Source organism: Variovorax sp. KK3 (genome assembly GCF_001984055.1).
Classification (GTDB): Bacteria; Pseudomonadota; Gammaproteobacteria; order Burkholderiales; family Burkholderiaceae_C; genus Variovorax.
In genome coordinates, this window is sequence record NZ_LYVO01000112.1 from 1 (window position 1) to 16,454 (window position 16,454).

Here is a 16,454-nt window from a genome sequence, read left to right on the forward strand (position 1 = left end):
TGGGTTCGTTGATCTTCTTGCCGCAAGATCTGGCTGGCGGCGGCGCAATCCGATGAAGTTCAGCTCATCGGTGGGCGCGGATCATAGGAACGAACCCCTGCTGCACACCAGTCTGGAAAAAAGTTCGCAGGCTGTCATTTTTCAGCAAACAGCTAACCCTTATGTCCTCTCCCAGCAGGCAATCGGCCGGACTCGAAGCACTCAGCGGCCCTGCCCTCAGTCCAATGTCGCCCCCGATTGCTTCACCAGCTTCTGGTGCTTCACCATCTCTCCCTGAAAGAACCCGGGCGCCGCCTCCGGCCCGATGTCGAGCACGCTGAGGCCTTGCCCCGCGATCGCCGTGTTCGCTTCGGGTGATGCCATGGCCGCGCGGATCATCGAGGCGTAGCTGTCGACCATCGGCTTCGGCAGCCCGGCCGGCCCGACCAGAGCGATCCAGGCGTCGAAGCCGTATTTCGGCACGCCGGCCTCTGCCAGCGTCGGCACGTCGGGCAGCGCTGCGGCGCGCTTCTGCGTGCTGACGGCCAGGGCACGCAGCGTGCCCGCCTTGACCTGGGGCGCGACCTGCGAGATCGAGACGAACGCGAGCTGCACCTGCCCGCCGATCAGGTCGGTGATGAGCGGGCCGGTGCCGCGGTAGGGCACGTGCTTCATGTCGATGCCGGTTTCGCTCACCAACAGTTCGCCGGCCAGGTGCAGCGTGCTGCCGTTGCCGGCCGATCCGAAATTCAGCGTGCCGGGCTTGGCCTTGGCCAGTGCGAGCAGCTCGGCGACGTTCTTCGCGGGCAAGGCCGGGTTGACCACCAGCACCAGCGGCACGGTGGCCAGCACCGCGATGGGCGTGATGTCCTTGAGGCTGTCGTAAGGCACCGACTTGTAGATGCCGGGGTTGATCACGTGGTTGGACGAGATCATGCCGAGCGTGAGCCCGTCCTTCGGCGCCTTCACCACCTGCGTGGTGCCGGGAATGCCGCCGGCGCCGACGATGTTCTCGACCACCACCGGATGGCCGGTGGCACGGCCGAAGCCCGGCGCGACGGCGCGTGCGACGGCATCGACCGTCGAGCCGGCAGCCAGCGGCACGACCAGGCGGACGGGCTTGTCGGAGGGCGCAGGCTGCGCCATGGCGCCGAGCGGCAGTACAAGCATGGCAGCAGCGGCCAGGCAGGCGAAGTGGCGGCGATGGCCGGGTTGGGTGTTCATCGTGTCGTCTCCAGGTCTTGTGTTCGAAAAAAAGGCGCGAGAGTGGTCAGCGGTGCCTTGCCTGCAGCTCGGCAAACGACAGCAGCTCGCCCGCGATGGCACTGGCCGCGACGGTGGGCGGGCTGGCCAGCCACACGCTGCCGGGCCCGCCGCGGCCGGGAAAGTTGCGGTTGATGGCGCTCACCGTCACCTGCTGCGGCGCGATCGAAGTGCCCGGTCCGCAGTTGCCGCAGGCACCGCAAGAGGGTTGCAGGATGCGCGCGCCGACGCGCTCGAAGGCATCGAGGTATCCGGCGGCGATGCAGTGGTCACGCACGGCGGTGGTGCCGAACTGCAGGTACAGCTGCACGCCCGGCGCGATGCGCAGGCCGCGGTCGGCGGCCCAGCGCAGCACGGCGTGGTAGTGGTCGAAGTCCTCGCGCTTGCCCGCGGTGCACGAGCCGCCGTAGGCGATGTCGATGCGCACGGTATGGGCGACGTCGGCCAGCGCGAGCCCGTTGCCCGGGTCGCCCGGCGAGGCGACCATCGGCGGCACCGCGGCGCAATCGACGTGGACCACGTGGGCGTGGCGCGCGCCTTCGTCGCTGCGCATCCACGGCTCGATCGCGAAGTCGATGCCGCGGCGTTCGCGCAGGAAGCGCACCGTCTCGGCGTCGGGCGCGACGATGCCGGTGAAGCCGCCGAGCTCGGCCGTCATGTTGGTCAGCGTCGCGCGCTCGTCGGTCGACAGCGTGGCGATCGCGTCGCCCGCGAACTCGAACACCTTGCCGAGGCCGCCGCCGTCGCGGAAGAAGGGCAGGGCGAGCAGGTGCAGCACGAGGTCCTTGGCGGTCACGCCGTCGGCGAGCCGTCCGTCCAGCACCACCTGTAGCGATGCGGGCATGGTGAGGCGCACGGCGCCGGTCACGAAGGCATTGGCCATGTCGGTCGTGCCGACACCGAATGCCACGCAGCCCAGCGCACCGCTGTGCGGCGTGTGCGAATCGGTGCCCACCACCACTTGTCCCGGCAGGGCGTAGCGCTCGGCCATCATCGCGTGTGAGATGCCGGCCACGTTGCTGCCGTCGTCGCGTGCGGCTTCGTCCTCGGTGAGCGTGCGGTGCGAGCGCAGGCCGTGCCGGGCCGCGAAGGCGCGCTGCGCCTCGACCATGCGCTGCACGTTCGGCACCAGGCCGCCGCGCACGTGGGTCGGGCTTTCTTCGACGTAGGAGGTGTGGTCCTCGAAGACCACGATCGAATCGGGCTCGTGCAGCGACAAGGCCTCGCCGAAGCTGGCATCGAGCATGTGCGCTGCCATGCCGGTGTAGTACTCGTGGATGAAGCGCCAGTCGGCGCGCACGAAGGCGCCTTCGCCGGGCGACGGTGCTGGCAGCGTGAGCGGGGTGTGCAGCAGATGGCGGGCGAGGATCTTCTCGAACAGCGTGCGCGGCCCGTCGTGTTCGGCATCCCCGGCCGGGTGCGCTTGTTTCAGGAAGGTCTGGCCGAAGCGCAGCAGCCCGCCGTTTCGCAGCAGGGCGGCAGCCAGCGCGTCGCGGCCGGCGACCAGGTCGTCGATGGCGATCGGTTCCCCGGCCGCGATGCGCTCGACCAGGCCCATGTCGGTGGACGTGAAGAGCCCGATGTTGTCCGCGTTCTGGCGGTAGATGCGCTCGAAGCTTTCGGCGATGACCAGCCGCACGCCGGCCAGCTTCTCGGCCGCCGGGCTGTGCTCGCGCGACGAGCCCTTGCCGTAGCGCTTGCCGGCCACCACCACCTCGATGCCGGCGGCTGTGATGGCGCCGGGGCCGATCGGCCGGCGCCCGCCGGCCTCGAAGCCGGTGTGCGGATAGCGGCCCAGCTTCTCGTCGTAGTGGGTCAGGATGGCGAGTGGCGTGATCTCGTCGGTGGACACGTCGTCGCGCAGCGGCCGGGCCTGCGCCAGCGACACCGGATCGCCGCGCAGCGCGGCCTCGGTCACTTCCAGCGCGCGGCTCAGGAACAGGATGCGCGGCGAGAAGCGCAAGGCGTCGGCGGGCTTGGAAGGCATGCCCGATGGTCCCGCGCACCGGCGCGGCGGCCAAGCGCCAAGGCGGCACGGGGGCTCTCGCGAAATGCGAGATCGGTGATTACCCGCGCAGGCTGTCGATCAGCGCCTGCGTGGCGCGCAGCTGCGGCGTGCGGTGCAGCGCGTACAGGTGCAGCTCGCGTGCGGCCCATGGCTCGTCGAGCGGGCGCCGCACGAAGCGCGTCATGCCGGCATACGCGGCGGCGGCGCTCTGCGGGATGACCGCGATGCCGAGCCCGGCCTCGACCATCCGGCAGACCGCGTCGAAGCTGCTGACCCACACCGTCGGCGCGAAGCGCAATTGCAGCGCTTCCGCCCGCTCGTGCAGCGTGCGGTCGAGCGCGCCACCCTGGTGGATGCCGATCAGCGGATGGTCGAGCACCTGCGCGAAGCCCAATGAATCGCGCGGCGCCAGGGCATGGTCGGCCGGCATGACGACCTGCAGCGGGTCGCTCGCGAAATGCCAGGCGTCGAGGCCGGCCGGCGCCGCCGCCTGCACGCCGACGCCCACATCGGCGCGGTCGTCCATGCAGGCGCGGATCACCTCGCGCGTGTCTTCTTCGTGCAGCGACACCGTCACGCCCGGATGCGCGGCCATGAAGCGCTGCAGCCGTTCGGGCAGGAAACCGATCACGGCGGACATGTTGGCGTACAGGCGCACCGTGCCGCGCACCTCGGCGCCTTCGGTCTGCACTTCGCGCACCAGCGCCTGCAGGTCGTCGTCGATCTTCATGCCGCGCGCCAGCACCAGGCGCCCGGCATCGGTCAGCGTGATGCCGCGCGGCGAGCGCACCAGCAGCGGCGTGCCGAAGGCATGCTCCAGGTCGGCCAGGCGCCGGCTCAGCGCGGAGGGCGCGATGTGTTCCTGCCCGGCGGCGCGGACGATCGAGCCGGCCTGCGCGGCGGCGACGAAAAGGCGAACGCTGTAGGGGTCGATGCGGCGGACCAAGGGGGCCTCGTATGGGGGCGGCGGCAAAGCTCAGATTGTGGCCGCGGCGTGGGTGAGGGCCGTACTGGGGCGACTACGGCTGTGCGAGTTCGACCCAGGCCGGCGCATGGTCGCTGGCACCCTCGATGCCGCGCATCGACCGGTCGACACCCGCGCCCTTCAGCTTCTTCTTGAGCGCCTTGCTCAGCAGCAGGTGGTCGATGCGCAAGCCCGCGTCGCGCTGCCAGCGGTTGCGCCGAAAGTCCCAGAAGGTGAAGACCTGTTCCTTCGGATAGACGGTGCGCAGCGCATCGGTCCAGCCCTGCTTGAGCAGACGCGCATACGCGGCGCGCGGCTCGGGCTGCAGCAGTGCGTTGTCGAGCCAGTTCTTGGGCGAGTAGATGTCGGCGTCGGTCGGCACCACGTTGAAGTCGCCGACCAGTGCGACCGGGTGGCCGCTGGCCATCAATTCCTCGGCGTGCGAGACGAGCCGCTCGCACCAGGCCAGCTTGTAGTCGAACTTCGGCCCGGGCCAAGGGTTGCCGTTGGGCAGGTACAGCGACGACACCAGCATGCCGTGGACTGCGGCCTCCAGGTAGCGCGCCTGGGTGTCGCGCGAATCGCCGGGCAAGGCGGTGCGCACGGCCAGCGGCTCGGTACCGCGCGCGAGCAGTGCCACGCCGTTCCACGTTTTCTGGCCAACGACCATGCAACCGTAGCCGGCGGCCTCCAGCTCGGCCCGCGGAAACTGTTCGGTGGTGGTCTTGAGCTCCTGCAGCGCGACCACATCAGGCTGCGTCGCGTTCAGCCATGCCAGCAGAAGCGGCAAGCGGGTGCGGACGTTGTTGATGTTCCAGGTGGCGATGCGCATGCGGGCGCGTCACGTGCAGGAAGGCCTGTGACGCGCCGCAAGAATGCCAGATCGGCGGTGGCCCGCGGCGCGACCGATCAAAGGTCTTCGATGACCAGCATGCGGTAGCGCTGCGCCATCGAATACGGCACCTTGCGCACGGCCTGCATCATCCAGTCCGCCGCTTCTTCGTCCGGCGTCGCGATGAGCAGCGCGTGATGGCCCTCGCGCGCGAGCTTGGTGTAGGCGCGAACGGTGGCGCCTTCGGTGCCGGCGGAAGGCAGGGGGTTGTCGGCATCGCTGACCGTGGGCGTGATCTGCGACAGGATGGTGGCCGGCGGCAGATGGAAGATCTCCACCTCGGGCTTCTGCGTGTTGAGGTCGTCCGCGACGGCCACGGCGCTGGCCTCGTCGGGAAACATGACCATGGAATATCCGTCCGGATAGAAGGCGCCGCCGAATGCCGCGCGCATGGAGGAGTCGAGACTGAACGATGACATCATGGTCGTTGGCCTTTCAGGAGTGCCTGTGAACCATGCTCGGCCGTGGCGCAACGCAGAGTAGGAGAAGCGCGGCTTTTCTTGACCTTCCACGGAACGCAGTGCTGCAAGCCCGCAGCCGCTTCAGCCCGGCGGCGCCAGGCGCACCGGGATGTCGAAGTGAAGCACGTCCTCGCGCGTGCCGAGGCCGGTGTAGAGCGCAATCGCCGGCGCATCCGGCGGATCGGCCTGCACGAAGATCACGTACGCCCCGCGTTCGGCGCCGATGTGCTGCAACGCGCTGATCAATCCGGTCGCGACGCCCTGCCGCCGGTGTGCCGTCGCCACCGCCAGGTCGTAGATGTAGATCTCGCTGCGCTCCTGCTCGAACTTGCGCAGCTCGTAGGCCGCGAGACCGCCGACGACCTGGGCGCCATCGAGCGCGGCCACGGCGATGAACGAATCGCCGGCCAGCAACTGGCGCAGGTAGCCCGGACGAGGGCGCCGGCTGTCGTAGCTCTCGGCGTCCTCGAAGGCTTCACCGAAGACGGAAAGCAGCGCATCCATCTGCGCCAGGTCGTCGGGCGAGAGCTGGCGGTACGTGTAGCGGTTCGTTTCGGCCATTCGCGATGCTCTCCGTGTTCCAGGTCAAAGCCGCGCCACCAGCAAACGCCCGGACAAAGGCGCCGTGGTCAGCGTATCGAGCGGCACGCTCTGGCGCTGCGTGGTGATGACGAGTTGCCGCACGCCGTCGACGACGCGAAAGGCCAGGTCGGTCGCGCAGGGCACCGGCAGGCCGACGACGCGCTCCAGCTGGCCGTCCATGGTGAAGCGCACCACCGACCAGCCGTCGCACAGCGCCGCCCACACGCCGCCCTGGTCGTCGAAAGCCAGCCCGCCCAGGCGGCCCGAGCCGCGCGGCACGGTGGCGAGGCGGCGCACGGTGGCATCGCCGGGGGTCGTCATCAGGATGCTGCCGCTCTGCGGCGCGGTGGCGAAGAGCGTGCCGTCGTCGCCGCGCCAGCGCAGGGCGCCGACCGCTTCGCTCAGGCGCCAGTGGACCTTGAGCTTGCCGTCCGGCTGCACCTGACCGATGGCGCTGCCGCCTTCCGGCAGCGAGAGCGCGGCCCACAGCGTTGCATTGACCCCGGCGCAGGCGGCCAGCGTGGTGCCGGTCGGCCAGGGCAGGGGCGACGTGCCCGCGCCATCGGCGGCGACCTGCATCGCGCCTTGCTCGCCCACCACGATCAATCCGTCGCCGTGCGGCATCAAACCGACGATGGGCGTCTCGGCCGCGTAAAACTCGCGATCGTCGTCGTCGCCGTGCAGCTGCCGCACGGCAGGTGCCAGCACGTCGGCCCAGTACACGCTGCCGTCCGCGTTGACGACCGGGTGCGCGCCATGGAAGGCCCAGGGCCCCGGCACCGCCTGCACGGCCAGCTCGGACGCGTCGGGCGAGGCATCGTGCACGGGCTGCAGTTGCGCGCCGATGCGCCGCGCCGCATCGGCCACCTCGGGCCCGAGCAGTTCCAGCCGTTCGCGCGTGAGCCGCCAGGCCGGGCCGGCGACGCTGATGGCGCCGCGCACCTCGCCGGCCGCGTCGGTGACGGCCGCGCCGACGCAGCGCACGCCCAGCACGATCTCTTCGTCGTCGATGGCATAGCCGCGTGCGCGGGTGATGCGCAGCTCGGCCTGCAGCCGGCGGCGGTCGGTGATGGTGAGGTGCGTCAGCGGCTTGAGCACCAGCTCGCGCACGATCGCATCGCGCGCCTCGTCCGTCATCGCGGACAGGATGGCCTTGCCCTGGCTGGTGCAGTGCATCGGCTTGCGCTCGCCCAGCGCGGCGGCCGAGCGCTGGCTGTGCGCGCCGTCGTAGCGCTCCAGCGAGATCACCTCGCGCCCGTCGAGCGTGGCGAGGTACGCGGTCTCGCCGGTCAGGTCGCGCAGCGTGCGCAGTTCCATTGCGGCGGCGGCCACCAGGTCGGGCATCGCGTAGGCCTGGCGTGCCATCTCGAAGCAGCGGAAGCCGAGGCAGTAGACCTTGCGCAGCGGGTCGCGGCGCAGCAGCCCGCGGTCGACCAGCGTGGCCAGCAGGCGGTAGACGGTGGTGCGCGGCAGGTCGAGCCCTTCGGCCAGCTCGCTCTGGCTCAGGCCTTCGGGCGCTGCGCCGACGGCATCGAGCACGTCGAGCGCCTTTTCGAGCGCGCCGGTGCCTTCTCCGGACGAAGCGCTGCGGGCGGCGCGGGGGGTGCTCATGTTTGTCTCAAATGGTGGTACTCGGGGGCATCGCACCCAAGCCGGTGCGTGGCCATCGATTCTATTTTTGGGAGGCCGCCACTAGCATCGGTTCGACCGGGCCCGCGAGGGGCTCGTGCCGCTTCTTCTCCCACATCTTGAGACAGACATGACCCTTCCCATGAATGCTCCCCCCCTGGCCGCCATTCCGCAGCGGCCACCCGCGCCCCACGTGCCCGACAGCGTGCTGGACCGCCTGGCCAAGGTCACGAGCGGTTCGCTCACCACGCAGCTCTACATCAAGGGCTTTCGTCAGCCGGTGCTGCACGGGCTGACGCCGCTGAACCGCAAGGCGCGGCCCTTCGCAGGCAGGGCCTACACGATGCGATTCATCCCGGCGCGCGAGGACGTCGACGTGTACGGCAACCTCACCACCAGCCCCAGCGCCGACAACCTGCAGTGGGTGGGCGTGGAGCAGATCGAGCCCGGCCACGTGCTCGTGATCGACAGCAACCGCGACGGCCGCGCCGCGTCGATGGGCAACATGCTGGTCACGCGCATGATGATGCGCGGCGCGCGCGGCGTGGTCACCGACGGCAGCTTCCGCGATGGCGCCGAGTTGTCCGAGATGGACTTTCCGGTGTGGTGCACCGGCATCACCGCGACCACGCGGCTCGCCTTTCACCACGTGGCCGACCTGCAAGTGCCCATCGGCTGCGCGGGCGTGGCCATCTACCCCGGCGACGTGATCCACGGCGACGGCGACAACATCACGGTGGTGCCGGCCCACCTGGCCGAAGAGATGGCCGACCTCTGCGAGCGGCGCGACGACATCGAGGCCTACCTCGCGATGCGCGTGCGTGCCGGCGAGCCGCTGTGGGGCCTGTATCCGCCCAGCGATGAAACGCGCGCCCGGCACCGCCAGTGGGTGGCCGATGGCCGGCCGGCCATCGCGCCCACCGACCCCGCCCGCTGAACCGAGAGGACTGCACCATGACGAACCAAACCCGGACGCCCGACTTCTACGACGCGCTGATCCGGCGCTATTTCGATGCCTGCAACGCGGCCGACTACGACGCGCTGATGGCCTGCTTCACGCCTGATGCCGTGCACTACTTTCCCTCGGGCCTGCCCGAGGTGCCGTGGCAGGGCGCCGAGGCCATCAGCCGCAAGTGGATCTGGTGCGTGGAAACGCTGGGCTCGCAATGGACCATCGAGCGCATCCTGGTCAGCCACGACAAGCCCGAGGCCATGATCGAGTGGACGCATTGGAAGAACAAGAGCGGCACCGCGCTGCGTGGCGCCGAGTGGTACATCTTCGAAGGCGACAAGATCCAGGAGATCCGCGCGTACTACGCTTCGCCGGCCGACAAGGCGACACCGATCAACGAGCTGGTCGGCTTCGACTATGCGGCGCGTGGCTATCACCTGAAGAGCGACTGAGCCTTTCGGTTTCTCTTTCACTGTCGCTTGTCCCCACGAAAAAAGCGCCTGGTCACCCAGGCGCTTTTTGTTTGGAGGCCGCAGCTCAGGGCCGCTTGCCGAACTCCTCGGTCTCGGGCGTCCAGCGGATCGCCTGCTCGCTCAGCGAGAAGCCCAGGCCGGGGCGGTCGGTCACGAACATGCGGCCGTCCTTCAGGTGCATCTGTTCGTTGAAGAGCGGGCCCAGCCATTCGAAGTGCTCGAGCCACGGCTCGATGCCGTACGCCGCCGCCAGGTGCAGGTGGATTTCCATCGCGAAGTGCGGTGCCAGCTTGCGGCGCTTGAACTCGCCCAGCGCCATGATGCGCAGGAAGGGCGTGATGCCGCCGACGCGCGGCGCATCGGGCTGGATGAAGTCGGTGCCGGCCATGATGAGCTGGGCGTGCTCGTCGAAGCTGGTCAGCATCTCGCCGGTGGCGATGGCCGTGTCGAAGCGCTCGGCCAAGAGGCCGTGGCCTTCGAAGTCGTGTGCGTCGAGCGGTTCCTCGATCCAGGTCAGGTCGAAGTCCTCGAAGGCGCGGCAGGCGCGCGTGGCCTTCTGCCGGTCCCACTGCTGGTTGGCGTCGACCATCAACGGGAAGTCGTCGCCCAGCAGCTTGCGCACGGCGCCGACGCGCTCGATGTCGATCGACAGGTCGGGCTGGCCGACCTTGAGCTTGATGCCGCCGATGCCGCTTTCGCGCGAGATGGCCACGTTCTTGAGCACCTGGTCCAGCGGCGTGTGCAGGTAGCCGCCCGATGTGTTGTAGCACTGCACCGAATCGCGCTGCGCACCGAGCAGCCTGGCCAGCGGCAGGCCGGCGCGCTTGGCCTTCATGTCCCACAGCGCGATGTCGAAGGGCGCGATGGCCTGGGTGGTGAGCCCCGCGCGGCCCATGCTGGCGCCGGCCCACAGCAGCTTGGTGAACAGGCGCGAGATGTCGTTGGGGTCTTCGCCGATCAGGTTGGGCGCGAGTTCCTTGGCATGCGCGTACATGCCCGGGCCGCCTGCGCGCTTGGAGTAGCCGAAGCCGATGCCTTCATGCCCGTCGCGCGTGCGGATCTCCGCGAAGATGAAGGCGATCTCGGTCAGCGGCTTCTGCACGCCGGTCAGCACCTTGGCGTCGCTCACGGGCGTGGCCAGGGGCAGGTAGGTCAGGGACAGCTTGATCCACGCGATGCGGTCGCCGGTGTCGGCGGCGGTGCGGGCGTCGGCGCCCACGTGGGCGTAGGAGACGATGTTCGATTCGACGGCTTGCATGAGTTGGTGCTTTCAGTGGGCAAAGAAGAAGAGAAGGAAGGTGGGTGTGTGCCGCGTCACTCGGATTTGAGCCCGCCGGCGCGGATGACCTGGCCCCAGCGCTCGACTTCGGACTGCACGAAGCGCGTGTAGTCGGCCGAGTTCGACGCGGCGACCACGAAGCCGTTGGACTCGAGCCTCGCGCGCGTCGCGGGGTCGGAGAACGCCTTCACCATCGCCGCCTGCAGCTTGTCGACGATGGCCTGCGGCGCGCCCTTGGGCGCGGAGAGCCCGGTCCACGACACGGCGCTGAAGCCCGGGTAGCCCGATTCGGCGACGGTCGGAATGTCCGGGTACAGCGGGTTGCGCTGCGCGCTGGTCACGACGAGCGCGCGCAGCTTGCCGGCCTTCACGTGCGGCAACACCGCGTCCTGGTTGGTGAACATGCCCGGGATCTGGTTGGCCAGCACGTCGTTGAGCGCGGGTGCGCCGCCCTTGTAGGGGATGCCGACCATGTCGAGCCCGGCGGTCTGCTTCAGGTACTCGGTCGTCAGGTGGCCCGAGGACGACGTGACCTGTCCGAAGCTGAACTTGCCGGGGTTCGCCTTCACCCATGCGATGAACTCCTTGAAGTTCTTCGCCGGAAAGCTCGGGTTCACCACCAGCACGTTGGGCCCCGCCGCGAGTTGCGAGATGTGGATGAAGTCGGCCTCGACATACCCCGGCTTCGGCGACGCGAAGCCATGAATGACGGCATTGCTGCCGATGCCCGAGAGCAGCAGCGTGTAGCCGTCTGCCGGCGCCTTGGCGGCCTGGTCGGTGCCGATGGCGCCACCCGCACCGCCCTTGTTGTCGACCACGAAGGGCTGCTTGAGCTGCTTGCCCAGCTCTTCGGCGATGAGCCGCCCCATGATGTCGCTGGTGCCGCCCGCCGGGAAGGGCACGATGATCTTGACGGGGCGATTGGGGTAGTCGGCGGCCGGCTGGGCGTGGGCCGCGGTGAGCGCGAAGCTGCCGGCCAGCAGGCCGAGGGCGACGACGGATCGGCGTTTCATGGTGATATGTCTCCTTATATGAAATCGGTTCGCCTTCAGGCGGGGCGAGCTGCGGCCGCTTGCAGCAGGCCCCGCGTGTAGCCCAGCGCGAAGGACATGAAGCGCTCGCGTCCCTCATCGAGTTCGCTCACGGGCACGTGGTCGGGGCACAGCGGGCCTGCATAGCCGCCGCGCCGGTAGGCCTGGATGGCCTGGAACATGTCGACGTCGCCCTCGTCGGGAAAGACTTCCTGGAAGTCGAGGTAGCCGCCGCGGATGTTGCGGAAATGGACCATGAAGATGCGGCCGGTGGATGCGAATTCCTCGATCACGGGAATCATGTGCAGCGCCGGCTCCTTGAACATCTCGGCCACCGTGCCCTGGCAGAAGTTGAGCCCGTGCCTGGGGCTGCTCGACAGCGCGAGAAAGCGGCGCAGGCCATCGGCCGAACCCACCACGTGCTCGATGCCGTTGAGGCCGCCCACCGGGTAGGCCGGGTCGTGCGGATGGCAGGCCATGCGCACGCCTGCCGCGTCGGCGGCGGGGATCAGGCCCTCGACCAAGAACTCGATCGCGTCCCAGCCGGCCTGTTCGGTGACCGGCGGCACGTCGCGCGCCATCTTCTGGCCGCACAGCGCGGCCGAGGCGCTGCCGCCTTCTTCCTGGTTGCTGGGGTAGCCGACACCCCAGTACGAATGCTGGCGATCGTCTTCGGCTTTGTACTCCGCGTAGACGAAGCTCGAGTTGCGCGCGCCGCCGCGCCCGGGCTTGAGCGCGGTGCGCGTGATGCCCACCATCTGGACGTTGTACTTGAGGCAGTCGATGCCGGCGTCGGCCGCCTTCTTCACGTTGTCCTTCAGCACCGCGAGTTGCCGCCGCGCACCGTCGATGTCGACCAGCGAATCGAGCAGGATCGAGCCCACGTCGAGCGCGAACACGTCGAGCTTCAGGCCGAAGCCTTCGATCCAGCGGCGGTAGTCGCGCAGCTTGACGACGTCCCAGGCGCTGACGCCGCCGGTGGCGGACACCAGCTCGGTGCCGCGGTTGTCGAGGACGACGTGCTCGACGCCCAACTGCGTGGACAGGCGCAGGCGGCGTTCGTCGGGGTTGAGCAGTTGCTCGCTGATGTACATGGGGGCTTGTCTCCGGTCGCTTCGCGTCGGGGTGTCGACGCGGTGATCGAATTCTTGCCCGCATGCCCCTTGCGAGGCACGAACCGGCATGGCCCGTGGTGGATGGATCGGCCGGTCCGTCCCACGCATTGGGACGGGACGATGCGTTGCCGGTGAGTTGCCGATGCGTCGTCGATCCGTTGCTCGGACGCTCGGGTGCTCAGAAATCCGAGCAGCCGTTGCGCCGCTCGGTGTCGACGCAACTGGTCAGGTTGGGCCGCGAGCGCACCTTCGACCATTCGCGCGCCAGCACGTCGCCGCCCTGGCTGGCCTGGTCGCCGCTCAAGGGGCCGGTGGCGAAGCACATGGCCGCGGCGCGCAGGTTGCGGTCGTAGAGCCACGTGTTCGTGTCTTCGCGCACGGCGTCGGGCCGCAGGGTCTCGGGCAAACCGGTGACGGTGAACTGGCCCGCGACCACGCTCACGGCGTAGCCCTCGGCCGAGGTGAAGGTGCCGGTGATCGGGTAGAAGCCCGACGCGCTGAGGCGCGTGGCCGGCGTCTCGAGCCGGCCCGTGAAGCCGGCGCCGGCGTCGCCGAGCTGCAGGCCCGTGATGCCGTAGGTGAAGGTCGGGTTCGCGAACGCACCGGGTCGCGACGCATTGTTGATGACCACCGTGGCAGAAGGCTGCTGCGTGTAGATGAAGTGGTTCGCATCGGCCGTGACGTTGACGGCGCAACCGCCCAGGTAGGTGCAGGCGTAGAGGTTCGGCAGCGGGCCGGAGCCCGCGATGCCGCCGCGCGTCTCGTCGGTCCACGAGCTGGCCCAGATGCGCCAGGGCGCGCCGGAGATGGTGTAGTCGCCCCGGTTCTGGAAGCGGGAGGCCGCCACCAGGTCGGTGCCGCTCGTACTCGACACGTCGGTGGCGAGCGAGAGGTCGCCGCTCAGCGTGCGCACGATCACGCGGTCGGCGGAGACGGGGGCGCCGGGCAAGGTCTGCGGCAGGTTCGACGCGGCATCGAAGACCGTGACGGGCACCATGCCGAGGGTGACGTCGTTCGCGTCGGTGTACGCGAACAGTCCCGCTGCGCCGCCGCCCACCGTGCCCGTGGCGACGTTGTTGCCGGGGTCGTCGAGCCGAACGTCGCCGCTGCCCGAACGCGCCAGCAGCTTGTCGGCCACGATCGACGCGCCGGGCGCCTGCGTGATGCTGCCGCCGCTCAGCAGTCCCAGGTACGGTGTCGTGACGGGTGCCTGCAGCGAGATGCCGCCGCCGGCGCCGTTCTGCAGGGTCAGCGGCGACGCCATCGACATCGGCCCCAGCACGGTGATCGGGCCTGCGTGCAGGTTGCTGCCCACCGTGAAGGCGCCAGCGTCGAGCAGTGCGAACTCGGCGGCGCTCACCGCGAAGCCGCTGGCCGCCGTGCCGGCGAGCGTGATCGCATCGGCCACCCGATCGGCCGCGTTGCCTTGTGCATCGACGCCGCCCGGCCGCAGGTTGAGGACGCCGCCCGCGTGCACGTTGCCGAGGATCTGCAGTGCATCGACGCCGCCGACGCTGGAGGCCCGCAGCACGACGTGGCTGTTGCCGTCGACGACGCGTGTCCCGGCAGCCGCTTCGATGTCGGGTTCGATCAGAACGCCTGCCGTGGGGATCAGCGACTGCCCGGTGATCTCGATGGTGCCGGTGCCTGTCGTCGTGATGCTCGCACCGCCCGTGACGAGCACGCCGTTGCCGTCTTCGGGCCCGGCGAGACGCAGGCCGCGTACCGCGATGCGGCCGCCCTGGCTCTGGATCTGCGCGCCGTCGATCAGCACGCCGTGGCCGGGCGCTTCGAAGCTGTTGCCGATCAGCGTGGAGCCGACGCCCGTGATCACGATGTTGCCGGTGGTCGTGAAGATGGTGGTGGCTTCTTCCACCTGCGCGATCTCGACGCCGGTGCCGCCGCTGCCGCCCAGCCCCGTGATGGTGACGTTGCCGCTTCCGGTGGAGATGACCGTGTCGCTGACGCGCACGACTGCATCGGGAGCGTCGGGTGCCTGCAATGCCGGCGCGCGTGTGCCGACGATCGTGACGGACCCGCCGTTGTTCGTTCCGGCGACGCGCGTGTCGATCTCGCCGCCGAGGCAGATCGTGCAGGCGGGCGAGTTGCCCTGGCTCGCCTGCATCGAGACGTTGCCCCCGTTGGTGGTGATGAAGCCGCCGTACTGCAGGGCGGGCGCGTTGAAGCCGTTTCCGGCCGCGCTCAGCGTGACGTCGCCGCCGCCGGTGTCGATGTCGCCGAAGAACTGAAGCTGACCCGGGCCTGCAGTGCCGGCGGCCACGGTGACACTCTTCTGCGCCGTGATGTCCCCGAACAGATTGATCCCCCCGAAGCCGCCGATGCCGGACCTGATGTCGACACCGCCCTGGCCCATGGCGATGTCGCCCGTCATGTTGATAGCGCCGCCCGCGCCCATCGTGAGGCCGCCGCCGGCGATGTCGCCGGTGAACACGATCCCGCCCGTGCCGCCGGTGCTCAGCGACACGCTGCCCGTGCCGGCGACGATGTCGCCGGTATAGAAGAGGCCTGTGCCGGCTGTCATCGCGACGTTGCCGCCGGTGGTGCTGACATCGCCGGTGTGGAAGATGCCGCCGCCGATGGCGTTCATCGACAGCTTGCCGCCGCTGGTGGTGATCTGGCCGTCGTAGGTGATGTCGCCGGCGCCGCCCAGCCCGGCGCGGAACACCACGTTCAAGGGGCCGCCGGTCGACACGATCGTCGCGCCTTCGCCGGTGGTGGCGATGCTCTGGTTGGCGTCGATCTGGAACGTGACCGGTGCCGCGCCGGGCGAGGTGCGCTGGATGATCGCCGCGTCCGCGAACGTCACGTTGCCTGCCTGCTCGCCGCCGATGCCGGTGGTGATCAGGACGTCGGTGCCTTCGTCGAGTGCGGCGTTGATGTCGGCGGTCAGCAGGAGGGACTCACCGATCGGCACGAAGGGACTTTCGATCGGCGTGCCGCCACCGCCTTCACCTTCTCCCTCGCCGTTGGTGATGGTCACGTCGAACGGGTCGATCAACCACCGGCCCGGCTTGCCGGCCGGCGCCGAGGCATCGGTGCGCAGGCCCTTCAGGTCGATGCCGCCGTTGCTGTCGCCCACCGGCACGGCATAGCCGCCGGATGTCTCGATGAAGCCACCGTCGCCGCCCGAGGGTCCGCCCTTGGCGGTGAGGGTGCCGTAGGCGCGCAGCGTGCGTTCGGCCATCACGCGGATGTCGCCGCCGTTGCCGACCACGGTCGCATCGGCGCTGATGCGGCTGCCCGAAGCAACCGCGATGGCGCCCGTGTTCGGCTCGCCGCCGACGGCCGTCGCGTGCAGCCGCACGCGGCCTCCGCCGGCCGCGCCGCTCGCATCGATGACGCCGTCGCCATCCCCTGCGCCCGTCGCCGGCTGCAGCAGCACCGTACGGCCTTCGACATCGACCTTGCCGCCTGATTGCCCCGCGCCGTGGCCGACGGCCGACAACAGTCCGCCATTGATCGTGACGCCCGCCGCGGAACTGCCGCTGTCGAGCACGATCTCGCCGCCGCGCGATGCCAGCGAGTCCGCGCGCAGCACGCCGCGCGTGTTGACCACACCCTGCGCGACCTGGCTGCCCGATGTGGTCATCAGCACGACGCGGCCGCCATCGGCCTGCACGGTGCCGCTGTTCTCGACACTGCCGAAGAGGCCCGGCGACACCTTGAAGGTCGTGAGGCCGTCGCCTGCGAAGTCGACCGTCACGGTGTCGGCCGAGACCAGGCCGGCCGTGCCGCCCTGCGCGACGATGCTGCCGCTGTTGACGGCCCGCGCACCGACCAGGGCGACGGTGCCACCGTTGCTCGT

13 protein-coding genes are annotated in these 16,454 nt (G+C 69.5%); 2 read left to right on the forward strand and 11 right to left on the reverse strand.

Translation table 11 applies throughout. The features are described 5' to 3' along the window. Positions 1-216 precede the first annotated feature (216 nt). The 7 genes from B0W80_RS31445 to B0W80_RS31475 form a co-directional block, all read right to left on the reverse strand. Positions 217-1,203, reverse strand: coding sequence for a tripartite tricarboxylate transporter substrate binding protein (locus B0W80_RS31445; protein ID WP_077003084.1), 987 nt, complete (start codon positions 1,201-1,203; stop codon positions 217-219). Positions 1,204-1,249: 46 nt separating this feature from the next. After that, positions 1,250-3,229: an aconitase family protein gene (locus B0W80_RS31450; protein WP_077003085.1), complete on the reverse strand. Its 1,980-nt coding sequence runs from the start codon at positions 3,227-3,229 to the stop codon at positions 1,250-1,252. 79 nt (positions 3,230-3,308) lie between these two features. Then, complete coding sequence (locus B0W80_RS31455) at positions 3,309-4,196, reverse strand: LysR family transcriptional regulator (RefSeq protein ID WP_083745759.1); 888 nt, start codon at positions 4,194-4,196, stop codon at positions 3,309-3,311. Positions 4,197-4,269: 73 nt separating this feature from the next. Then, a complete protein-coding gene (xth, locus tag B0W80_RS31460) occupies positions 4,270-5,046 on the reverse strand; it encodes an exodeoxyribonuclease III (RefSeq protein ID WP_077003087.1) in 777 nt (258 codons plus the stop codon). Between the two features lie 77 nt (positions 5,047-5,123). Further along, entirely contained in the window at positions 5,124-5,525 is a 402-nt protein-coding gene (locus tag B0W80_RS31465; RefSeq protein WP_077003094.1) for a hypothetical protein, read from the reverse strand. Between the two features lie 123 nt (positions 5,526-5,648). Then, a complete protein-coding gene (locus tag B0W80_RS31470) occupies positions 5,649-6,128 on the reverse strand; it encodes an AAC(3)-I family aminoglycoside N-acetyltransferase (RefSeq protein ID WP_077003088.1) in 480 nt (159 codons plus the stop codon). A 24-nt stretch (positions 6,129-6,152) separates the two neighbouring features. After that, a complete protein-coding gene (locus B0W80_RS31475) occupies positions 6,153-7,760 on the reverse strand; it encodes an IclR family transcriptional regulator C-terminal domain-containing protein (protein WP_077003089.1) in 1,608 nt (535 codons plus the stop codon). A gap of 160 nt (positions 7,761-7,920) precedes the next feature. On the opposite strand from B0W80_RS31475, the gene B0W80_RS31480 reads away from it, so the two are divergent. Then, on the forward strand, positions 7,921-8,715 hold the full coding sequence (locus B0W80_RS31480; protein ID WP_077003095.1) for a ribonuclease activity regulator RraA: 795 nt from the start codon (positions 7,921-7,923) through the stop codon (positions 8,713-8,715). A gap of 17 nt (positions 8,716-8,732) precedes the next feature. Further along, entirely contained in the window at positions 8,733-9,182 is a 450-nt protein-coding gene (locus B0W80_RS31485; protein WP_077003090.1) for a nuclear transport factor 2 family protein, read from the forward strand. An 85-nt stretch (positions 9,183-9,267) separates the two neighbouring features. Here B0W80_RS31485 and B0W80_RS31490 read toward each other — a convergent pair whose 3' ends face one another. From B0W80_RS31490 to B0W80_RS35760, 4 genes are all read right to left on the reverse strand, one after another. Next, a complete protein-coding gene (locus B0W80_RS31490; RefSeq protein WP_077003091.1) occupies positions 9,268-10,461 on the reverse strand; it encodes a mandelate racemase/muconate lactonizing enzyme family protein in 1,194 nt (397 codons plus the stop codon). 56 nt (positions 10,462-10,517) lie between these two features. Continuing rightward, positions 10,518-11,495 (reverse strand): tripartite tricarboxylate transporter substrate binding protein, encoded by a 978-nt coding sequence (locus tag B0W80_RS31495; protein WP_077003092.1) that lies wholly within the window; start codon positions 11,493-11,495, stop codon positions 10,518-10,520. 35 nt (positions 11,496-11,530) lie between these two features. After that, the gene (locus B0W80_RS31500) at positions 11,531-12,607 is read right to left on the reverse strand and encodes a mannonate dehydratase (protein WP_077003093.1); all 1,077 of its coding nucleotides are present in this window, start codon (positions 12,605-12,607) and stop codon (positions 11,531-11,533) included. Between the two features lie 199 nt (positions 12,608-12,806). Further along, positions 12,807-16,454: MBG-2 domain-containing protein (locus B0W80_RS35760; RefSeq protein WP_179107068.1), on the reverse strand; the 3,648-nt coding region annotated here is incomplete at its 5' end.